This is a genomic window from Streptomyces sp. NPDC002619 (assembly GCF_042889305.1).
GTDB lineage: Bacteria > Actinomycetota > Actinomycetes > Streptomycetales > Streptomycetaceae > Streptomyces.
This window is the reverse complement of the sequence record NZ_JBIAQV010000003.1, coordinates 124348-143948: the sequence shown is the minus strand read 5'-3', so window position 1 is coordinate 143948 and position 19601 is coordinate 124348. Positions and strand designations below refer to the sequence as shown.

22 protein-coding genes are annotated in these 19601 nt (G+C 70.9%); 12 read left to right on the top strand and 10 right to left on the bottom strand.

What is annotated here, in order from left to right:
• Nucleotides 1-22: 22 nt before the first annotated feature.
• Entirely contained in the window at nucleotides 23-757 is a 735-nt protein-coding gene (locus tag ACFYXB_RS07820; protein ID WP_351348373.1) for a peptidase E, read from the bottom strand.
• Between the two features lie 144 nt (nucleotides 758-901).
• On the opposite strand from ACFYXB_RS07820, the gene ACFYXB_RS07815 reads away from it, so the two are divergent.
• Nucleotides 902-1357 (top strand): TerB family tellurite resistance protein, encoded by a 456-nt coding sequence (locus tag ACFYXB_RS07815; protein WP_351348371.1) that lies wholly within the window; start codon nucleotides 902-904, stop codon nucleotides 1355-1357.
• 69 nt (nucleotides 1358-1426) lie between these two features.
• On the opposite strand, the gene ACFYXB_RS07810 is transcribed toward ACFYXB_RS07815, so the two are convergent.
• Complete coding sequence (locus tag ACFYXB_RS07810) at nucleotides 1427-2386, bottom strand: ABC transporter substrate-binding protein (protein ID WP_351348369.1); 960 nt, start codon at nucleotides 2384-2386, stop codon at nucleotides 1427-1429.
• Nucleotides 2387-2708: 322 nt separating this feature from the next.
• On the opposite strand from ACFYXB_RS07810, the gene ACFYXB_RS07805 reads away from it, so the two are divergent.
• The 4 genes from ACFYXB_RS07805 to ACFYXB_RS07790 are packed head-to-tail and all read left to right on the top strand — an operon-like array spanning nucleotide 2709 to nucleotide 6868.
• A complete protein-coding gene (locus ACFYXB_RS07805) occupies nucleotides 2709-5351 on the top strand; it encodes an ATP-binding protein (RefSeq protein WP_389578920.1) in 2643 nt (880 codons plus the stop codon).
• On the top strand, nucleotides 5348-5824 hold the full coding sequence (locus ACFYXB_RS07800; protein ID WP_389578917.1) for a roadblock/LC7 domain-containing protein: 477 nt from the start codon (nucleotides 5348-5350) through the stop codon (nucleotides 5822-5824). The genes ACFYXB_RS07805 and ACFYXB_RS07800 overlap by 4 nt, the downstream gene beginning before the upstream one ends.
• Nucleotides 5825-5865: 41 nt before the next feature.
• Nucleotides 5866-6282, top strand: a complete 417-nt coding sequence (locus tag ACFYXB_RS07795; protein WP_351348364.1) for a DUF742 domain-containing protein — start codon at nucleotides 5866-5868, stop codon at nucleotides 6280-6282.
• On the top strand, nucleotides 6269-6868 hold the full coding sequence (locus tag ACFYXB_RS07790; protein WP_389578914.1) for an ATP/GTP-binding protein: 600 nt from the start codon (nucleotides 6269-6271) through the stop codon (nucleotides 6866-6868). The genes ACFYXB_RS07795 and ACFYXB_RS07790 overlap by 14 nt, the downstream gene beginning before the upstream one ends.
• 3 nt (nucleotides 6869-6871) lie before the next feature.
• Here ACFYXB_RS07790 and ACFYXB_RS07785 read toward each other — a convergent pair whose 3' ends face one another.
• Genes ACFYXB_RS07785 through ACFYXB_RS07775 form a run of 3 tightly spaced genes read right to left on the bottom strand, consistent with a single transcriptional unit; the run spans nucleotide 6872 to nucleotide 9329 of the window.
• The gene (locus tag ACFYXB_RS07785; RefSeq protein WP_351348360.1) at nucleotides 6872-7540 is read right to left on the bottom strand and encodes an ABC transporter permease; all 669 of its coding nucleotides are present in this window, start codon (nucleotides 7538-7540) and stop codon (nucleotides 6872-6874) included.
• Entirely contained in the window at nucleotides 7537-8196 is a 660-nt protein-coding gene (locus ACFYXB_RS07780; RefSeq protein ID WP_351348358.1) for an ABC transporter permease subunit, read from the bottom strand. The genes ACFYXB_RS07785 and ACFYXB_RS07780 overlap by 4 nt, the downstream gene beginning before the upstream one ends.
• The gene (locus ACFYXB_RS07775) at nucleotides 8193-9329 is read right to left on the bottom strand and encodes an ABC transporter ATP-binding protein (RefSeq protein WP_389578910.1); all 1137 of its coding nucleotides are present in this window, start codon (nucleotides 9327-9329) and stop codon (nucleotides 8193-8195) included. The genes ACFYXB_RS07780 and ACFYXB_RS07775 overlap by 4 nt, the downstream gene beginning before the upstream one ends.
• A 220-nt stretch (nucleotides 9330-9549) precedes the next feature.
• On the opposite strand from ACFYXB_RS07775, the gene ACFYXB_RS07770 reads away from it, so the two are divergent.
• The gene (locus ACFYXB_RS07770; protein WP_389578908.1) at nucleotides 9550-9702 is read left to right on the top strand and encodes a hypothetical protein; all 153 of its coding nucleotides are present in this window, start codon (nucleotides 9550-9552) and stop codon (nucleotides 9700-9702) included.
• Between the two features lie 267 nt (nucleotides 9703-9969).
• On the opposite strand, the gene ACFYXB_RS07765 is transcribed toward ACFYXB_RS07770, so the two are convergent.
• The 5 genes from ACFYXB_RS07765 to ACFYXB_RS07745 all read right to left on the bottom strand — a co-directional run bounded on the left by ACFYXB_RS07765 (nucleotide 9970) and on the right by ACFYXB_RS07745 (nucleotide 14813).
• Nucleotides 9970-11253 carry a PP2C family protein-serine/threonine phosphatase gene (locus ACFYXB_RS07765; protein WP_389578906.1) on the bottom strand — a complete coding sequence of 428 codons (1284 nt, stop codon included), beginning with the start codon at nucleotides 11251-11253 and terminating at the stop codon, nucleotides 9970-9972.
• 108 nt (nucleotides 11254-11361) lie between these two features.
• Nucleotides 11362-11769: a peptide-methionine (R)-S-oxide reductase MsrB gene (gene msrB, locus ACFYXB_RS07760; RefSeq protein ID WP_389578903.1), complete on the bottom strand. Its 408-nt coding sequence runs from the start codon at nucleotides 11767-11769 to the stop codon at nucleotides 11362-11364.
• Between the two features lie 14 nt (nucleotides 11770-11783).
• Nucleotides 11784-13175: a UDP-N-acetylmuramate--L-alanine ligase gene (gene murC, locus ACFYXB_RS07755; RefSeq protein WP_389578901.1), complete on the bottom strand. Its 1392-nt coding sequence runs from the start codon at nucleotides 13173-13175 to the stop codon at nucleotides 11784-11786.
• 194 nt (nucleotides 13176-13369) lie between these two features.
• Nucleotides 13370-13843 (bottom strand): indole-3-glycerol phosphate synthase, encoded by a 474-nt coding sequence (locus ACFYXB_RS07750; RefSeq protein ID WP_351350684.1) that lies wholly within the window; start codon nucleotides 13841-13843, stop codon nucleotides 13370-13372.
• Nucleotides 13844-13997: 154 nt separating this feature from the next.
• On the bottom strand, nucleotides 13998-14813 hold the full coding sequence (locus tag ACFYXB_RS07745; protein ID WP_389578898.1) for a pyrimidine reductase family protein: 816 nt from the start codon (nucleotides 14811-14813) through the stop codon (nucleotides 13998-14000).
• A 37-nt stretch (nucleotides 14814-14850) separates the two neighbouring features.
• Here ACFYXB_RS07745 and zapE point away from each other — a divergent pair, with 37 nt between their 5' ends.
• The 6 genes from zapE to ACFYXB_RS07715 all read left to right on the top strand — a co-directional run bounded on the left by zapE (nucleotide 14851) and on the right by ACFYXB_RS07715 (nucleotide 19496).
• Nucleotides 14851-15957: a cell division protein ZapE gene (gene zapE / locus ACFYXB_RS07740; protein WP_389578895.1), complete on the top strand. Its 1107-nt coding sequence runs from the start codon at nucleotides 14851-14853 to the stop codon at nucleotides 15955-15957.
• A gap of 180 nt (nucleotides 15958-16137) precedes the next feature.
• On the top strand, nucleotides 16138-16911 hold the full coding sequence (locus ACFYXB_RS07735) for a slipin family protein (protein WP_389578892.1): 774 nt from the start codon (nucleotides 16138-16140) through the stop codon (nucleotides 16909-16911).
• A gap of 32 nt (nucleotides 16912-16943) precedes the next feature.
• Entirely contained in the window at nucleotides 16944-17498 is a 555-nt protein-coding gene (locus tag ACFYXB_RS07730; protein WP_389578889.1) for a YbhB/YbcL family Raf kinase inhibitor-like protein, read from the top strand.
• A 117-nt stretch (nucleotides 17499-17615) separates the two neighbouring features.
• A complete protein-coding gene (locus tag ACFYXB_RS07725) occupies nucleotides 17616-18470 on the top strand; it encodes a polysaccharide deacetylase family protein (protein ID WP_389578887.1) in 855 nt (284 codons plus the stop codon).
• 18 nt (nucleotides 18471-18488) lie between these two features.
• Nucleotides 18489-18671: a hypothetical protein gene (locus tag ACFYXB_RS07720; protein WP_389578885.1), complete on the top strand. Its 183-nt coding sequence runs from the start codon at nucleotides 18489-18491 to the stop codon at nucleotides 18669-18671.
• Between the two features lie 99 nt (nucleotides 18672-18770).
• Nucleotides 18771-19496 (top strand): peptidyl-tRNA hydrolase, encoded by a 726-nt coding sequence (locus ACFYXB_RS07715; protein ID WP_389578882.1) that lies wholly within the window; start codon nucleotides 18771-18773, stop codon nucleotides 19494-19496.
• Nucleotides 19497-19601: the final 105 nt, after the last annotated feature.

Below are 19601 nucleotides of genomic sequence, written 5' to 3'. Positions count from 1 at the left end.
CGGCTGGGCCCCTCCCCCGCGTTCAGACCCCGGGCAACCTGCGCGGCTCGAGCCGCTCCTCGCTCACCCCGCCCCCGTCCCGGGTGACGACGTACGCGCCCTTGCCCGGGACCTCCGTGACCGCTTCGCTGAGCCGCGTCCCGTGGTACACGAGACCCACGCCGTCGTCCGTGCAGTGCGCGGTCGGCAGGGTGCCGTCGGCGACCAGGCGGTGGATCAGCGGGCGCCGGCCCTCGTCGCTGTCGTAGTGGACACCGTTGCCGTACGGCAGGAAGCCGAGAGCGTCCGTGAGCGGGCAAAGCTCCGGACCGAAGGAGTCGGTCGTGCCGCCCCGGAACCAGCAGATGGACCCGGCGCTGACCCCGCTCAGGACGACCCCGGACTCCCAGGCCCGCCGCATGATCCGGTCCAGCCCGTGCACCCGCCACACGGCGAGCAGGTTGGCCACCGAGCCGCCCATGACCCAGACGACGTCCTGGTCGAGGACCGCGCCCTCCACGTCCTCCAGGTTGGGCCGCGGGAAGAGGTGCAGCGGGGTGAGATCGAATCCCGCCACCCGTGCCGCCTCGGTCATCCGCGACGTGAAGTGCTCGGCGTCCCCGATGGCCGTACCGACGTACATCACGCGCGGCCGTCGGCCGTGCGCGCCCGACAGGTCCACCGCGTGATGGACCAGCGCGTCGAACTCGACCATGGTCCGCCCGCCCACCCGGTGTCCGCCCGACGTAGCGACGATGGTGGGTTCCGCAGCGGCCATGATCCGGATGCTAACCGCAAGTGGCCGAATTCGTCTGCCGGGTTGTGAGATCCCGGGTCGTCGGGACCGCCGGAACTTATCGGCCCCGCCACGAGTTTCTACGGTGCTGCAGAAGTGATCGATGTGTGCATTCAAGGAGTTCGCATGGCCCTGTGGGACCGCATCAAGGAGTCCGCATCGACGATGCAGACCCAGCTCGTGGCGAAGAAGAACGACCTGAAGAGCGGTGCCTTCCGCGACGCGAGCATGGCGATGTGCGCGCTCGTCGCGGCCGCCGACGGGACCATCGACCCGGCGGAGCGGCAGCGCGTGGCGCAGCTCATCGCGACCAACGAGGTGTTGCAGAACTTCCCGGCGGACGACCTGCGGCGCCGTTTCGAGGAGAACCTGAACAAGCTGACCGCCGACTTCGCCTTCGGCAAGGTGAGCGTGCTCCAGGAGGTCGCCAAGGCGAAGAAGAAGCCCGCCGAGGCGCGTGCCGTGATTCAGATCGGCATCGTCATCGGCGGCGCGGACGGCGACTTCGACAAGACGGAGCAGGCCGTGGTGCGGGAGGCGTGCTTCACGCTGGACCTGCCGCCGCACGAGTTCGACCTCTGACGGACGGTCGAGCACAACGCGGGTGCCTCCGGACAATGGAGGCACCCGCGTCGTTCCGACGTGCAAAGGTCAGACGAGACCAGCGTCCTTCAGCCAGGTCTTGGCGACGTCCAGCGGGTCCTTGTTCTGCGACTGCACCTGGGTGTCGAGGTCGAGCAGGGTCGCCGTGTCGAGCTTGGCCGACACCGCGTTCAGCGCGGCGACGCCCTCCTGGGAGAGCCCGCTCTTGTAGACGAGCGGCTGGACGTTCTCGAAGCCGAAGAGGTTCTCCGGGTCCTGCAGGACGACGAACTTCTCCTTGGAGATGGACGGGTCCGTGGTGAAGATGTCCGCGGCCTGCACGGTGTTCTTCTTCAGCGCCGCCAGGGTGAGCGGACCGCCCGCGTCGAGCGCCTTGAAGGACTTGAACTCCACGCCGTACACGTCCTTGAGGCCGACCAGGCCCTGCTGCCGGGTCTGGAACTCCGGCGAGGCGCCGATGGCCAGGTCCTTGGCGACGGACTTGAGGTCGGCGATCGAGGACTTGTCGGTCAGGTTGTACTTCTTCGCGGTGGCCGCGTTGAGGGTGACCGAGTCCTTGTCCTGCGCGGGCGCCGGCTCCAGCAGGGTCAGCTTGGAGTCGAGCTTCGCGTCGATGGCCGCGGTGGTCGCCTCGACGGTCTTCGGGGCCGCCTTCGCGTCCAGGTAGGCCAGCAGCGCGCCGTTGTACTCGGGCAGGACCGAGATGGTGCCGTTCTTGAGCAGGCCGTACGTCGTCTCGCGGCTGCCGATGTTCAGCTTGTAGGAGACCTTGATCCCCTTGGCCTTGAGGGCCTCGCCGTAGATGTCGGCGACCAGGATGCTCTCGGCGAAGTTGTTGGAGCCGACGACGACCGTGTCACCGCTCGCCTTGTCTCCCGCGAGCGGGTCGGACTTGTCGTCGGAGGAGGAGGAACAGCCCGCCAGCAGGGCCGTTGCCGCGGCGAGCGCGACGGCCGCCGCGCCTCGGTTTCTCCGGATGGACCTGCTGGTGTGGGTGTTGGAAGTCACGGTTCCCGTTCCGGGCTCTGGAGTTGGCTGGGGTCTGTGCACACGACTGCACGACACTGCGCACAGGTCTTCACTGATCCAATCCAGCCCCTTCTCACCCAGTCAAGCGCCACCGGGTCACCGATTGGCTTCGATCCTTGGTCAGTTGTGCATACCGGGGAACCTCTTTGTAACGGATTCTTGATGAGAGGCTGCCCGATCGTGGGTTCGAAGAGGCGGTAGTCTCACTGCAGTTGATTTCCGTCACAGCGGTGCACGGGGCCCACTCCAGCGTCGTCACGCATCAGCTTTCGGGTGGCAACACCCACACGAAGGAGGCCCGGTGTCCACGAACCAAGTGGACGCGCCCGCCCGGCCCGCCCCACCGACCGGGGGTGGCATACGGGGCTTCGCAGACAGCTGGCCCTTCAGGCGCAAACTCAATCTGCTCGTCGGCGTACCGCTCGCCGTGGTCGCCGTACTGCTCACCTATCTCATCACCGACCTGCTCGGACAGGCGAACAGCGCCCGGTCGGCGGCCCAACTGGTACGCGACAGCGCCCAGGTCGCCCGCCTCGCGGACCGCGTGGAGGCGGAGCACCAGCAGGCGATCCTGCTCTCGGCGCGCTACGAGGCCGGTGACAGCAAGCCCTCGTCGGCCGCCTACCGCAAGTCCCAGACCGCGGTGAACTCCCAGGTGCAGAAGGTGCGCGACACCTTCGGCGATCGGCTGCCGGGCACCGCGGCGCAGACGCTGCGAGAGGTGGAGGGCCTGTCCAGTCTGCGCGACTCGGTCGAGCAGGCCTACCTCCCGGCCGACAACATCGACCCGGCCTACGCCAACACCGCCAACGAGCTGATCGACAGCCTCGGTCTCGACCGCAACGCGTCCCTCGCGTCCACCTTCACCGGCAACCTGCTGGACTCCCTGCTGCGCGCGGACGCCGCCCACGCCGCCTTCGAGACCAGCGTGTTCTCGGCGACCACCGGGGACACCAACGCGCTGATCGAGTTCACCAACGCGGTCGGCGCCTACGACCTCTACACCCACCAGGCCGACCGCTTCACCCGGTTCGCCACCGAGCCGCAGGCGGAGGAGCTCGCCGGGATCGAGCACACGCCCGCGCAGCGCGCCATCGCCGAGTCGTACGCGGAGATGCAGATCGACACCAGCCAGCTCGAGGCAGGCACCCAGGCGGAGATCCGGCAGGCGGTCAAGGACGCCCTTACCGAGTACCCCGCCTATCCCGAACAGGCCGCGGCCCGGCTGCAGATCACCACCTCGCTGATCGGCCAGATCGCCGACCGGGCCGACGACGCCTCCCGGTCGGCCACCTGGCGCGCGAGTCTGCTGCTGAGCGGCACGCTGCTCGGCTTCGCCCTCTGGCTCGCGTTCACGGTGCTGGTCCGCCGCTCGGTGATCCTCCCGGTGCAGGCCCTCACCAGTGTCGCGCACGAGGTCGCCGACGTGGCGGGCCGCGAGCTTGCCCGCGTGGCCGACGACGACGCCGAGGACGACGGTCCGCCCCTGCTGCGGGACGTGCCCGTCACCGCGCGCGATGAGATCGGCGACCTGGCCGAGGCCTTCAACCAGGTGCAGACGACAGCGGCGGCGCTGCTCGAACGGCAGGTGCTCAGCCGCCGCAACACCGCCGAGATGTTCGGCAACGTCGGCCGCCGCGTCAGCAACCTCACCACCCGTCAGCTGGCGCTGATCGACGCCGTCGAGCGCGGCGAGACCGACCCGGCCCTGCTGGAACGCCTGTACTCCATCGACCACATCGCCGTCCGTCTGCGCCGCAACGCCGACAGCCTGATGCTGCTGGCCGGCATCCGGGAGACGGTGCTGGACTCGGGGCCGACGGCGCTCACCAACGTCGTACGGGCGGCGCTCGGGCAGATCGAGGGCTATCAGCGGGTACGGCTGTACGCCGCGACGGAGATCATGGTCGCGCCCGACATCATCGGCGACCTGACGCTGATGGTGGCCGAACTCCTGGAGAACGCGGTGTCGTTCTCGCCGGAGGGCAGCCCCGTCGAGGTGACGGTCCGGGCCAGTGCCGAGGGCGCCCATGTCGTCGTCACCGACCACGGGCTCGGGATGAGCGCGGAACGGCTCGCCGAGGAGAACGCCCGGCTGATCCGTCGTGAGCGGCTCGACCTGATGCCGACCAAGGTGCTCGGCCTGTTCGTGGTGGGCACGCTGGCGCGCCGCTGGGACATCGGTGTCGAGCTGACCCGTACGCCGGGTGGCGGTGTGACGGCGGAGGTGACGCTGCCGGCCGCGCTGCTGCTGACGATGAGCCCGGTGACCTCCGGCGCCCCCGCGACCACCACCGAGCCGGTGCTGGCCGCAGCGCCCGGCACCACGACGACCACGCAGCTGACGGCGGCGGCAGCAACGGCCGCCAGCGGCCCGAAGCCCTCCCCGTCCACCCCCGTCGAACTCGGCCCGCTCCCGCGCAGGAACCCGCCCCGCGAGCAGGACGACACCGACGAGAGGTCCCCGTCGTACGACGACGCCCCCACGTCGGCTGCCGGGACACCCGACCCCGAACCGACGGACAACGCGCCCTCGGCGCCGACCGGCCCGGTCTCCCCGGCGTACGACGAGGCCCTTACCACGACCGGCGCCGCCGCCGCGGAGGCCGGCGGGAAACCCCCGTTCATCCCCCGCGCCCGTACCGAAGCACCACTCCCCTCCGTCGCCAGTGACGCCGACGGCACCTCCCGCCCGCTTCGCCGCCGGGTCCGCGGGGCCACGCTCCGTACGACCGCCGGTGCCCAGCAGGTCGTACCCCAGACCGTGAACCCGGCCGACGCCGAAGCCGTACGCGACGCGCTCGACGAGTTCGAGGCCGCCGTGGAGCGCGCGCGGCGCGACAGCGACAGCGACACCGGCAGTTTTGCGCGCCCCGACGACGGCACCCGGCCGACGAACCGATCGCACGACCAGAACCACCACCCGGAAGGAGCCGAGCAGTGAGCACGTCGACAGGTGACACCCCGACGGGCGGCACCACACCCACCGACCTGCAGGCCGCCGCGGCCGACTTCACCTGGCTGCTGAACCGCTTCGCCACCGAGACCGCCGGTGTGGTCGACGCGATCGCCGTGTCGTCGGACGGGCTGCTCATCGCCGTGTCGGAGCTACGCGAACGCGCCCACTCCGAGCGGCTCGCGGCGATCGTCTCCGGCATCACCAGCCTGGCCGCCGGCGCCTCCGGCAACTACGGCCTGGGCGGCCTCAACAAGGTCATCATCGACCTGGAGGGCGGCCATGTCATCGTCTCCGCGATCGGCAGCGGCGCCGTGCTCGGCGTGGTCGCCGACAAGGAGGCCAAGCTGGGCAACATCGCCTACGAGATGACGGTGTTCGCCAACCGCGCCGGCACCGCCCTCAGCCCCCAACTCGTCCTGGAACTGAAGAACAGCGTCGGCGTCCCGTCGTCGCACTGACCGGCGCCGCCCGGTCGTAAGAAGAGGAAGCGAAGGAACCCATGGCGGACGGCTCCCCGCCTCCGGGCCCCGACCCGGTCGGTCCCGCCCCCGCCGTGAGGCCTTTCCTGGTCACCGCCGGCCGGGTGGCGGACGCCGCCTCAGTCCGGACGATGCCCGTCGAGACCCAGGTGGTGGCCACCGCCGCCGGTCTCGGCGCGCTCGGCGGGCTCTCCTTCGAGCAGCGCGACATCGTGGCCGCCTGTCGTCTCCCGCAGTCGCTCGCGGAGCTGGCGGCCCGGCTGCGGCTGCACCTGAACGTGGTCCGTGTGCTGGCCGAGGACCTGCGCGCCGCCGGGCAGTTGACGGTGTACGTGCCCGACTTCGAAGCCACGCACGGCTCGTCCGTCCTGCGCAGGGTTATCGATGGCCTCAGGGCCATCCCCGACTCCCGAGGGGTACTCCGTGACACCGACTGAACCACTGGTCAACACCTCGGCCGCGCAGACCGCCGTACGTCCGCCGCTGCCGGTGAAGATGGTGGTCGCGGGCGGCTTCGGCGTCGGCAAGACCACCGCCGTCGGCTCGATCTCGGAGATCGAGCCGCTGACCACGGAGGCCGCGATCACGGAGGTCGCGGCGGGTGTGGACGACCTCACGCACACACCGCGCAAGACCACCACCACGGTGGCGATGGACTTCGGCTGCATCACGATCGACCCGACGCTGAAGCTGTATCTGTTCGGCACACCCGGCCAAAAGCGGTTCGGGTTCATGTGGGACGACATCGTCGAGGGCGCGATCGGCGGGCTCGTCATCGTCGACACCCGCCGCCTGGACGACTGCTACGCGGCCGTCGACTACTTCGAGCACAGGGACATCCCGTTCGCGGTGGCGATCAACGCCTTCGACGGGCAGGTGGAGCACACCCTGGACGAGGTCCGCTGGGCGCTGGACGTGACCGAGGGCGTCCCGCTCGTGGTGTTCGACGCCCGGGAGCGGGGCTCGGTGCGGGACGCGCTGCTCGTCGTACTGGAGCTGGCGCTGGCCCGCACCGAGGGCTGAGCGTCAGACGCTGCGCCGCACTCCAGGCGACACCGCGAGCCGGCCGACCGCCCAGAACAGCGCGAGGGTGGCCAGGGCCAACCCGGCGACCAGGGTGGCGCCACCGACGACCTTCTCGTAGTTGTGCTGGTAGAGGCCGTCGATGATGTACCGACCGAGGCCGCCGAGTCCGATGTACGCGGCGATGGTGGCCGTCGAGACGATCTGGATGGCCGCCGAGCGCAGGCCGCTGAGGATCAGCGGGAGCGCGACCGGCAGTTCGACCTGGAAGAGGATCCGCGACTCGGGCAGGCCCATGCCCCGCGCGGCGTCCACCGGGGACGGGTCGACGGAGCGCACCGCCTCGTAGGTGGTGACCAGGATCGGCGGTACGGCGAGGACGACCAGCGGCACCATCACGGTCACCATGCCGAACCCGAACAGGATGACCATCAGCACGAGCAGACCGAAGGTGGGCAACGCCCGCCCGGCGGTGGCGATCAGGGCGAGGGCGTTGCCGCCGCGCCCGTAGTGGCCGGTGAGCACACCGATCGGCAGCCCGATCGCGGCGGCGAACGCGAGCGCCTCCAGGGAGTACCCGAGGTGCTCCAGGAAGCGTGTGGGGATGCCGTCGTAGCCGTGCCAGTGGGCGCTGTCGCTGAAGAAGGCGTTGACGAAGTTGAGTACGTTCACCGGGCGCGTTCCTTCGGCATCCAGGGGGTCAGCAGGACGCGTGCCACGACCAGGGCGGCGTCGACGAGGACCGCGAGGGCGGCCGTGGTGACGACGGAGGTCCAGGCGAGGGGCGGCCGGTTGTAGATCTGCGCGTCGTGGAGCAGGTTGCCGAGCGCGCCCTGGTTGCCGATCAGCATGCCGACACTCACCAGCGAGATGCTCGACACGGTGGCCACGCGCAGACCGGCGATGATCGCGGGGACGGCGATCGGCAACTGCACCTGGACGTACCGGCGTACGGGTCCGAAGCCCATGGCGGTGGCGGCGGCGAGGGTCTCCGGCGGCACCGACCGCACTCCGTCCACGATCGCCGGGACGAGCACCACGAGGCTGTACACGGCCAGCGGGATCATCACCGTGGTCTCGCTCTGGCCGGTGTAGTCGATGAGGACGACGAAGAAGGCCAGCGACGGGATGGCGTACAGCACGGTGGTCACGCCGAGCACGGGCGGGTACAGCCAGCGGAACCGCATGCAGAGCTGGGCGAGGGGCAGCGCGACGATCAGGCCGGCGAGGACCGGGATCAGGGCCTCCCGCAGATGCAGGCCGATCAGGCCGAGGTAGCTGTGCTGGAGGTCGCTGGGGATGTCGAAGTAGCCGCTCGCCGAGATCATCGGACGGCCTGCGCTTCGTCGTCCGTACGGCCCTGCGCGTGCGCGTGCCGGATGGCCTCGGCGATGACCGACTGCGAGACGACGCCGACGACGCGCCCGGTGCCGTCCACGCCGACGGCCCACCCGGTCGGCGACAGCACGGCGCCGTCGAGCGCGGCCCGCAGCGAGTCCCGGCCGTGCACGAAGGGCCGCCCGTACGGCAGCAGTTGCTCGGGCGTGATCTCCCCGGCGGTGAGGTCCTGCGGCGCGCTCCAGCCGAGGGGCTTGCCGTCCAGGTCCGTCACGAGGAGGTAGGGCACGTCGGCCGAGCCGCGCGCGGAGAGCTTCTTCGCGTCGGCGTCGACGGGGACGACCGGGCCGGTCTCCAACTCCAGCCCGCCGGACGGGAAGAACGACAGGCGTCGGATGCCGCGGTCGGCACCGAGGAAGTCCTCGACGAAGGCGTCGGCGGGCGCGGTCAGCAGTTCGGCGGGCGGGGCGAACTGGGCCAGCTTGCCACCGGCACGCATCACGGCGACCATCGTGCCGAGCTTGATCGCCTCGTCGATGTCATGAGTGACGAAGACGATGATCTTGCCCAACTCCTCCTGGATACGTAGGAGTTCGTCCTGAAGCCCCTTGCGTACCACGGGGTCGACAGCGGAGAACGGCTCGTCCATGAGCAGCACCGGCGGATCGGCGGCGAGCGCCCGCGCGACACCGACTCGCTGCTGCTGTCCGCCCGACAGCTGGTAGGGGTAGCGCTTGGCGAGCGAGGAGTCGAGGCCCACCCGCTCCATCAGCTCCACCGCCCGTGTCCGGGAGCGCTCCTTGCTCCAGCCGAGCAGGCGGGGCACGGTCGCGATGTTGTCGAGGATCGTGCGGTGCTGGAAGAGTCCGGCGTTCTGGATGACGTAACCCATGGAACGACGCAGCGTGTTGACGGGTTGCGCCTGGATGTCCACGCCGTCGAGGAGGATGGAGCCCTCGCTCGGCTCCACCATCCGGTTGATCATCCGAAGGGTCGTCGTCTTGCCGCAGCCGGAGGGCCCGACGAGCACGGTGATCGAGCGGTCCGGTACATCCAGCGACAGCCGGTCGACAGCCACCGTGCCGTCCGGGTACCGCTTGGTGACTGAATCTATCCGTATCAAAACGCCGAATACCCTTCGGGTTTGGCAGAAACCTGCCCACTTTCGGCCACGGTCGTCGTTGCGCAGGCCGTTGCGTGCAGAGTCTAGACCTCGATTGTTGCGGCTTCTTGGCCACGGGTGCCGCAACCATGAGCGACGGCTTCCGGGTCCTGGACCGGCTGCGCTCGGTGCTGCGGTATCTGATGCGCAGGGTCGCGGCCAGGGTGTCGGCGGGAGTCGTGTGGCGCAGTTGGGCCTCGGCTTCAGGGTGCTCGGCCAGCAGTTTCTGGAGCCGCGCGGCCGGCGTCTCCTCCGCGGCTCCGACCGCGACCGCTCACCGCTCGCCCGCGCCTCGGCCAACCGTACGACGAGAAGCTCCAGTTCGGCGGATTAGGCACCCTCCGCGCTCCGGAAGGCAGCCGTCAGCCGGGACTTGGCCCACGCGTAGCCGTCCCCGACCAGTAACTGGACGGCCGCGCCACTCCGGCCAGCCCCACGATCTCTGCGCCCACGCTTCCCCCTTCTCGTGACGACTCCGCTGCGCCCCACGGTAGAGATCATCCGGCCCCGGGCGAACGGAATCGGGCCGGGAAAGGGGGAGTTCGAGCCACGACGACCGCCGTACGGCCAAGCAGTCACCGCGACCACCGGCCTGCCGGCCTCACCAGGCCGCCCATTCCTCCGGCATCGTGGCGCCCTCCCGCAGTCGCGGTCGTGCCGCCACCACCGCCACGTCGTCCTCGGCGTGGCGGACATCGAGGCGGCTGAGGATCGTCTCGAGGATGTCGTCGACGGACGCGGCGGTCGGGAAGTGGAGCCGGGCCAGACGGTCCAGGGAGATGTCGATGTCCTCGCCCCGGTGCTCCACGAGCCCGTCGGTGAACAGCACCAGCGTCTCGTCGCGGTCGATGGTGTGCGTCGCGGACTCGTAGCCCCCGAATCCGGTCCCCAGCGGCGGCCCGACGGGCATGGGGAGCAGGGTGGTCTCGCCCTCCCGGGTGATCAGCGCGGGCGGCAGATGCCCGGCACTGGAGAGCGTGAGCTGTCCGCGGGCCGGGTCGACGCGCACGATCAGGCAGGTGGCGGGCCTGCGGTCCGCCTCGCCGGAGGCGATGTCGTCCATCTGGCGCAGCACCCGGTGCGGGGGCAGGTCGGCGGAGGCGATGTAGCGCAGGGAGGAGCGGTAGGCGTTCATGTCGACGGCGGCCTCGAGGCCGTGCCCCATGACGTCGCCGACGACGAGCAGGGTGCGTCCGAAGTGCAGCCGTACGGTCTCGCACCAGTCGCCGCCGACCAGGGTCCGGCTCCCCGCCGGCAGATAGCGGATGGCGACGTCCAGGTTCGGATGCGGCCGGCCGGGTTCCGCCAGCAGGGCCCGTTGCAGGTCAGCGGCGGTGCGGTTGACGTTTTCGTACTCGCGGGCGTGCCGGATGTGCGAGGCGGCGCGTTCGGCGATGAGGGCGAGCAGCTCGGCCTCGGAGCCGGTGAACGGCAGGGTGCCCCGGGCGCAGACGAGGACGCCATAGTGGGCGTCTCCGCTGGTCAGCGGCACGCAGAGCGCGGATGTGCCGCTGTGGCCCGCCGGGTACTCGATCCAGGGTTCGGGCGGGCGGTCGGCTGCGGGGGCGCCCGCTTCCCGGGCCACCGCGGCGGCCCAGCGGGCGTCGGGCAGCGCGTTCGGGTCCCCGGTGATGGCCTCGTACCCGGAGATGGTCTCGCCGGCCCGGCGCATCACGGCCGCCACGCCGCCGGCCAGCCGTACGGCCGCCCGGACCAGCTCCGCGCAGGTCGTGCCCTCGTCGAGTGTCGTACCGATCCCGGCCACGACCGACCGTGCCGCCTTCAGCCGTGACGACGCGCCGTCCCCCTCCATGAGCCCGTCCTCGGGGCCGAGACCGGCCGCCGCGGGTCTCCGCAGGGCCTGGATCCAACGCGCGACACCCACCACCTTCACAGAATCTCAAACGGAAGCATTCGAGGCACCAGCCGCATGCGCCCCGACCGAGCCCCGGGCCGCGCGGGCCCGGGGCTCAGGGAGCGGGATCGTGGCGGCTCAGTCCTCGTCCGCCGTCAGCCGCAGCGAGATGCTGTTGATGCAGTACCGCTGATCGGTCGGGGTCGCATACCCCTCACCCTCGAACACATGCCCGAGGTGGGATCCGCAGCGGGCGCAGCGGACCTCCGTGCGGACCATCCCGTGGGAACGGTCCTCGATGAGCTCCACGGCGTCGGAGTCCTTCGGGTCGTAGAAGGACGGCCAGCCGCAGTGCGACTCGAACTTGGTGGTCGAGGTGAACAGTTCGGCACCGCAGGCGCGACAGGAGTAGACGCCCTTGGTCTTGGCGTCGGTGTACTCACCGGTGAAGGCGGGCTCGGTGGCGGCCTGCCGCAACACGGCGTACTCGGCCGGGGTCAGCTCCGCGCGCCACTGCTCGTCCGGCTTCTCGACGTCGTACGACATGTTCTTCAGCCCCTTCACTGATGCGACAGGCGGTCCAGGATGAGTGGGCCCAGGTCGGTCACGTCGCCCGCACCCATGGTGAGAACGAGATCGCCCGGCTTCGCCATTCCCGCGATCACGGAAGGAGCCTCGGCCTGGTCGTGCACGGCCGTGACGTCCGCGCCGGCCGCGCGCGCCGCGTCGATGATCAGGGTGCTGGTGACCCCCGGAATCGGGTCCTCGCGGGCGGGATAGATGTCGAGGACGACCGACGCGTCCGCGAGGGCCAGCGCCTGACCCATCTCCTTGCCCAGTTCCTGGGTACGGGAGAACAGATGGGGCTGGAAGACGACCAGGATGCGGGCGTCACCGGCGGCGGCGCGCATCGCCTCCAGGTCTGCGGTCATCTCGGTGGGGTGGTGGGCGTAGGAGTCGATGACCTGCACGCCGGCGGCCTCGCCCGTCAGCTGCAGGCGCCGCTTGACGCCCGTGTACGCGGCCAGCGCCGACGCCAGCTCCGCGGCCGGCACGCCGAGCGCCACGCCCGCGGCGAGCGCGGCGACCGCGTTGTGCGCGTAGTGCCGGCCGGGCACGGAGACGGCGAAGGTGAGCTCCTGCCCGTCCAGCAGGACGGTGACCTCGCTCTTCAGCCCCTGGGGCACGACCGACAGAACGCGTACATCGGCGTCCTCGGCCTCGCCGTACGTCACCGTTCGCACCCGCCCGGCGAGCCGCCGGGTCAGCTCCCGCGCGCCCTCGTGGTCGGCGGCGATCACCAGCGTGCCGCCGGGCACGATCCGGTCGGCGAAGGTTTCGAAGGACTCGTAGATCTCGTCGATCGAGGCGTAGTTGGCGTGGTGGTCCAGCTCGACGTTGAGGACGATGGCGACCTCGGGCGCGTACTTGTGGAAGCTGCGGTCCGATTCATCGGCCTCGGCGACGAAGATCTCGCCGTCGCCGTGCAGGGCGTTGGAGCCGGGGGCGTCCAGGTCGCCGCCGATGGCGTACGACGGGTTCAGCCCCAGCTCCGTCAGCGACACGGCCAGCATCGAGGTGGTCGTGGTCTTCCCGTGGGTGCCGGCGACGGCGATCGGACGCAGGCCGTCCATCAGGGCGGCGAGGGCGTCGGAGCGGTGCACCACGGGGATGTCCAGCTCGGCGGCGCGGGCCAGCTCCGGGTTGTCCTTGCGGATCGCCGACGACACGACGACACAGCTGGCGTCGTCGGCGAGGTGCGCGGCGGCGTGCCCGATGTGCACGGTCACGCCAAGCGCACGCAACGCCTCGGCGGTCGCCGAGTCCTTCGCGTCACTGCCGGCCACCTTGGCCCCGCGCTGCGCGAGGATCTTCGCGATACCGGACATTCCGGCCCCGCCGATGCCGATGAAGTGCGGTCGGTCCATGGCGGTAGGAAGGCCGGGTGCCATGCATGTCTCCCCAAGTACGGTGCGATCCGGAGCACGCCTAGCCTATGCGCTGAGGTACGGGGTTCCTTGCAAGGGGCGCCGGCGATGGGCGCCCCGAAGGGGCGCGGGGCTGTATCGATATGCGGCTCCCGCCGCGTGGGCGCGACAAGCCACAACGGACCCGCTCCCGCGAACGCACCGCACCCCAACGGCGCCTAGGCCTTACTGTGCGAGAACAACTTGAGCACCGGCACCCCTACCTTGTGCCGCGCCCGAGACGCCCAGTCCCGGTGGAAGAACTCCTCCACATAGTGGGGATCGGTCAGCACGATGACCTCGTCCGCCCCCACCTCCTCGACGAGCTTCTTCAGCGCGTCCAGCGGATGTTCCTCGACCAGTCTCCCCTCGGCCGCACTGCCGCCGGCCCGCAGCGCCGTGAGCGACACGGTCAGCGCCTGCTCCGCCGGCTCCTTCGCCGCGAGACCCTCGGGCGTCTCGCCTTCGCGCGCCGCGTCGTCCAGTTCGCCGAGGGCGATGTCGTCGATGGCCCGCAGCAGCCGGTCGGCCTGGTCGCCGCGGGGCTGGAGCAGCACATGGAAGGCGACGGCCTCGTCTCCGTGCAAGGTGGTGACGAACTCCACGTCGGCGGACGTCAGGGCCTTCTCGATCATCAGTACGCTTGTGAACACCAGCGCCCCATTCTCCTCCGAGGACCCGTGGGCCCTCTCTCCTCCGTGGGCCGTATCAGACCCTGCGGAAACCATCCTGCCCCGTGATCGCACGGGTTCTGCCGGATTCAGTGTGCCCGGCGCAGGTTAAGCGGAACGGTAGCTTCCGCTGAATTCAGGACCGGCAGTACCTACCGAAGAGGAACCCGCCCTCTTCGAGCAAGGACACCAGTTCGAAGCGTAGAGGAACGGACACCGACGGGCCCCCGGAGATCCGTTGCGCGCCGCCCGCGACGAGCAACGGCGAGATCGTCAGACACAGCTCGTCGAGCACCCCGGCGGCGATGAACCGGCCGAGCAGCCGGGGTCCGCCCTCGGTGAGCAGCCGGGTGTGACCCAGGTCGGCCAGGGCCCGTACGGCGCGGGCCGGGTCGACCTCGGCCCCGTCACCCGCGATCACCACCCGCGCGCCCGCTTTCTCGGCCGCGGCGACCCGGTCCGGGGCGGCAGCGGCGCCGGTGAGGATCAGGGTGGGCACGAGGGGTGAGGTGAACAACGGAAGGGAGAAGTCCAGGTCCAGGCTCGCGGTCGCGATCGCGATCACCGGGGCCGGGCCCTGGCCCGCGGCAGCACGGGCCGCCGCGAACTCCGCACGCGCGCGTGCCGGCCGGTACCCCTCCTGCCGTACCGTTTCCGCGCCCACGACCACGGCGTCCGCCAGCGCCCTCAACGTGCCGAAGATCCGCATGTCGGCGTCGCTGGAGATGCCGGCGGAGCGGCCCTCGTGCGAGGCGGCGCCGTCGAGCGTGGAGACCATGTTCCCGCGCAGCCAGGGCGCACGCCCGGCGGCCACGGACTCGGGGTAGGCGTAGGCGGCGGCGAGATCGGCGAGGCTCCACTCACCGGCACCGGTGCCCGGCGCCCTCTCCTCCGTAGCCCCGCCGGAGGCCTGGGCTGCTGTTTCGTCGGTCACAGGGAACAGGCGTCGCATGCCGTGCAGTGTGACACGGCGCTTAGCATGGGGAACCGTGTCCTCCTCCACCGCCGCCCCGGGCCTCGGCGCGATAGCCGAAACGGCCCCCCAGTCCCTGTGCGTCCGCGAGCCGCACGTCCCCGCGGACCGGCTGGTCGCCGAGATGGTGCCACCGCCGCGCTTCGACTCGGTCCGCTTCGCCACGTACCTCCCGGACCCGAACCAGCCCAGCCAGACCGAGGCCGTACGGGTCCTCGAAGGCTTCGCGGCCGGTCTCGGCGGGGCCCACGCCAGCGGCAGCGGAAAGCGGGGGTTCTTCGGGTTCGGCAGGGGCAGGGCGCAAAAGGCCCCGGCCGGTCCGCGCGGGGTCTACCTCGACGGCGGCTACGGCGTCGGCAAGACCCATCTGCTCGCCTCCCTGTGGCACGCCACTCCGGCCGAGCCCGCGCTCAAGGCGTTCGGCACCTTCGTCGAGCTGACCAACCTGGTCGGCGCCCTCGGCTTCCAGAAGACGGTGCAGACCCTTGCCGGCCACCGGCTGCTGTGCATCGACGAGTTCGAGCTCGACGACCCCGGTGACACCGTCCTCGTGTCGACCCTGCTGGGCAAGCTGGTCGAGGCGGGCGTCGCCCTCGCCGCCACCTCCAACACGCTGCCCGGCAAGCTCGGCGAGGGCCGGTTCGCGGCGGCCGACTTCCTGCGCGAGATCCAGGGCCTGTCCGCCCGCTTCCGCACCCTGCGCATCGACGGCGACGACTACCGCCACCGCGGTCTGCCCGAGGCCCCGGCGCCGTACTCCGACGAGCAGGTGACCAAGGCGGCGTACGCCACCGAGGGCGCCTCGCTCGACGACTTCCCGCATCTGCTGGACCACCTCGCCAAGGTCCACCCCAGCCGGTACGGCGCGCTGACCGACGGTCTGAAGGCCGTGTGCCTCACCGGTGTCCGGCCGGTGCCGGACCAGTCGACGGCGCTGCGGCTCGTGGTCCTCGCGGACCGGCTCTACGACCGTGAAGTCCCGGTCCTGGCCTCGGGGTTGCCCTTCGACAAGCTGTTCAGCGAGGAGATGCTGAACGGCGGCTACCGCAAGAAGTACTTCCGCGCGATATCCCGGCTCACCGCGCTGGCCCGCGACGCGAAGGGGCTCGTGGCGCCGGAGTAGCCGACCGACTCCGCCCGGTCAGGGGACCGCGGCGCCGCCCTGCCCGCGCCCGGGTTCTTCGCGCCACACGAGAACCTCGTCCCCCCGTACGCCTCGGCGCACGGGGCGTGGCCCCGGACCAGACGCCGGGCATATCGTTGTAGGAGTGGATGTATCGGGCCTCTCGTGGAGGAGGTCGACATGCTCCAGGAGCTGCTGGGGGCGATCGCGGCGGCTGGTGCCGTCGGCGTGGTGTACCTGGCCGCAGCCGCGCGGGTCGTCAAGCAGTACGAGCGCGGCGTGGTCTTCCGGCTGGGCCGGGTCCTCGGGCAGAGCCGGGCGCCGGGGTTCACCATGGTGATCCCCGTGGTGGACCGTATGCGCAAGGTCAACATGCAGATCGTGACGATGCCCGTGCCTGCCCAGGAGGGCATCACGCACGACAACGTGACCGTGCGGGTCGACGCCGTCGTGTACTTCAAGGTCGTGGAGGCGGCGGCCGCGATCGTCAATGTCGAGGACTACCGGTTCGCCGTCTCGCAGATGGCCCAGACCTCGCTGCGCTCGATCATCGGCAAGAGCGACCTCGACGACCTGCTGTCCAACCGGGAAAAGCTCAACCAGGGGCTGGAGTTGATGATCGACAGCCCGGCGGTGGGCTGGGGTGTGCAGATCGACCGGGTGGAGATCAAGGACGTGTCCCTGCCGGACGCGATGAAGCGCTCCATGGCCCGCCAGGCCGAGGCCGACCGGGAGCGCCGGGCCAGGATCATCAACGCCGACGCCGAGTTGCAGGCCTCGAGGAAGCTGGCGGAGGCGGCTCAGCAGATGGAGGACACGCCCGCCGCGCTGCAACTGCGGCTGCTGCAGACGGTCGTGGCGGTGGCGGCGGAGAAGAACTCCACGCTGGTGCTGCCGTTCCCGGTGGAGCTGCTGCGCTTCCTGGAGAGGCCACCGACGGCGAGTGGCCACTGACGCCGGCCTCGAACGGGACTAACGTGCCGGTCATGCGCCTCTGCCTGTTGATCGTGACGGTGGTGACCGCGATGGCCGTCGTCGCGGGATGCGGTGACGGTGACGGCGGCTCGCCCGCACCCACCCCCACCGCCGCGCATCGCGTCACGGTGACGAGTTCCGCCTTCGCCGAGGGCGGCACGATCCCCCGCCGCCACACCTGCGACGGCGAGGACCTCTCACCGCCCCTCGCCTTCACCGGCGTACCGTCGCACACCACCGAGCTGGTCCTTCTGGTCGAGGACCTCGACGCCCCGCACGGCCGGTTCACGCACTGGCTGACCTGGAGAATCGACCCGCACACCACGGAACTGGCCGCGGGCCAGGCACCCCCGGGCGCCACCCAGGGCCGCAACGGCTTCGGCCGGAACGGTTACGGCGGCCCCTGTCCGCCCAAGGGCGACCAGCCCCACCACTACGTCTTCTCGGTCTACGCCGCCGACCGCCGCCTGGACCTCCCCGCCGGCGCCACTCCCGACGACCTGCAGCGCGCCCTCGCCGGCCACACTCTCGCCACGGGCACCCTGACCGGCCGCTACGGCCGCTGAGCCCTGACGGACCCTCATCCGAGGCCGAGCACCGCCCCGCGCCCGGCCGGGTGATCCCACCTCTCTCACCGGGCCACGTTGGGTGATTTGCCGGATTTCCAGTCATATCTTCATACGGTGTTCACTCATGTACGCCGCGCCACCACGGTCTGCGCCTTGAGCGTCGCCCTCGCCTCCTGCGGCACCGCCGAGGTACCGCACACCGCCCACCCGGCCCATGCCCAGCCCGCCCCCGCCCCCGCCCCCTCCTCTTCACAGCCGCCCAAACTGGCACCGGGGCCGGGCGGTCTCACCCCGGTCTTCATGAACGGACCGCGCACCCTGGGCAAGACCGTCGCCCTCACCTTCGACGCCGACATGACCGCCGACGAGGGACCACGCGCCGCCTCGGGCGAGCACTTCGACAACCCGGAGCTGATCGCCGCCCTGCGCGCGCTGAAGGTCCCGGCGACCGTGTTCATGACGGGCCGCTGGGCCGACGAGTACCCGGCCGAGGCCCGCTCCATCGGCACCGACCCGCAGTTCGAGATCGCCAACCACTCCTACAGCCACTACGCCTTCACCGGCGACTGCTACGGCCTGCCGACCGTCGGCACCGACCGGATGAAGACGGACGTGGAGCGGGCGTACACCGCGATCCGCAAGGCGGGCGTGCCACACGCGATGCCGTACTTCCGCTTCCCCGGCGGCTGCTACGACCAGCAGGCGCTGCGCGCCCTGAGCGGGCTCGGCGTCACCGCGGTGCAGTGGGACGTGGTGAGCGGGGACGCGTTCGCGACGGATGCCGACGCCGTGGCCAAGCAGGTCCTCGACGGTGTGAAGCCCGGGTCCGTCGTGGTCATGCACTGCACCCGCAGCGCCGCCCCGACGACCGAGCGGGTCGTACGCACCGTCGTGCCCGAGCTGCGCAAGCAGGGCTACCGGTTCGTGAAGGTGTCCGAGCTCATCGGGGAGACGGGCGCCCGTCGCTGACCCGCCTACGCTTGAGGCATGAGCGACGAGGACTACTGCACGATCATCGACGCCACCCGGCCCCCACGGGCCGACGGCCCGCCGTACGCGGAGTGCGTGCTGTGCCGCGAGCCCACGGAGTACCCGGAGTCGCACAAAGGCGTCACGCTGTGCCCCGTCTGCGAGTGGCAGGAGGCACAGCGCACCGCCTGCTCAGGGTGAGCGCCGACCCGCGAGTGCCGCGGCCACCCCGAACGCCGCGGGAGTCGATGCCGGCCGTAGATCACGTTGCATGAGGGCAATTTCGCGCGGCCTTTAAGGTTGGCTGTTGTGAGCGACGTTCCCACGCCCCCGAGCGACAGTCCCTTCCACGCCGAGCGCACCCCGCGCGACGAGGCCCCGCAGTTCGTGCTGCCCCTGGTCGTACGGATCGAGCGGAGCGCCCCGCCCGCGCGCACGGACGCCCTGGAGACCGCGGCCCGGGCCGTGCTCCTGCTGCTCGGCGACGAGCGGTCGCTGGGCGACGGGGAGTGGGCGCAGGCCGTACGGGACTGGCAGGACGCCCGCATCCGCAAGGTCGTACGGCGGGCCCGGGGTGCCGAGTGGCGGCGTGCCGAGGCGCTGCCCGGGATCACGGTCACCGGGAAGTCCGCGGAGGTACGGGTCTTCCCGCCCGTTCCGCTGGACGCCTGGCCCAAGGACCTGGCCCGGCTCCAGGTGTCCGGCACCGACCTCGACGACCCGGAGCCGCCCGCCGAACCCGACCGCACCCAGCCCGTGCTCTGGCTGAACCCGGACCTCGGCATGTCCGCCGGCAAGGCCATGGCCCAGGCGGGGCACGGCGCCCAACTCGCCTGGTGGGAACTGTCCGACGAGGAGCGCACCGCATGGCGCGAGGCAGGCTTCCCCCTCGCCGTGCGCACCGCAGCCCCCACCGACTGGACCGAACTGACCAGCGGCGCCCTGCCGTTGGTACGCGACGCGGGCTTCACCGAGATCGCACCGGGCTCCTGCACGGTGGTCGCCGACCATCCCGCGTTGCGCTGACCCGTCTCTGCTTCACCGGCCGGGAGGCGTTCGCGAACCTCAAATGTTGCTCTGAACGTGCACCGCGCGCGATTCGGCCCCGGACTCCGGGGCCATACCCCCGTC

Excerpts from the sequence above, each read along its gene's own strand:
- ACFYXB_RS07720 (WP_389578885.1), top strand. The coding sequence starts at position 18,489 with ATGAGCGACGAGGACTACTGCACGATCATCGACGCCACCCGGCCCCCA.
- ACFYXB_RS07745 (WP_389578898.1), bottom strand. The coding sequence starts at position 14,813 with ATGCGACGCCTGTTCCCTGTGACCGACGAAACAGCAGCCCAGGCCTCC.
- ACFYXB_RS07780 (WP_351348358.1), bottom strand. The coding sequence starts at position 8,196 with ATGATCTCGGCGAGCGGCTACTTCGACATCCCCAGCGACCTCCAGCAC.
- ACFYXB_RS07730 (WP_389578889.1), top strand. The coding sequence starts at position 16,944 with ATGCGCCTCTGCCTGTTGATCGTGACGGTGGTGACCGCGATGGCCGTC.
- msrB (WP_389578903.1), bottom strand. The coding sequence starts at position 11,769 with ATGTCGTACGACGTCGAGAAGCCGGACGAGCAGTGGCGCGCGGAGCTG.
- ACFYXB_RS07735 (WP_389578892.1), top strand. The coding sequence starts at position 16,138 with ATGCTCCAGGAGCTGCTGGGGGCGATCGCGGCGGCTGGTGCCGTCGGC.
- murC (WP_389578901.1), bottom strand. The coding sequence starts at position 13,175 with ATGGCACCCGGCCTTCCTACCGCCATGGACCGACCGCACTTCATCGGC.
- ACFYXB_RS07820 (WP_351348373.1), bottom strand. The coding sequence starts at position 757 with ATGGCCGCTGCGGAACCCACCATCGTCGCTACGTCGGGCGGACACCGG.
- ACFYXB_RS07795 (WP_351348364.1), top strand. The coding sequence starts at position 5,866 with ATGGCGGACGGCTCCCCGCCTCCGGGCCCCGACCCGGTCGGTCCCGCC.
- ACFYXB_RS07815 (WP_351348371.1), top strand. The coding sequence starts at position 902 with ATGGCCCTGTGGGACCGCATCAAGGAGTCCGCATCGACGATGCAGACC.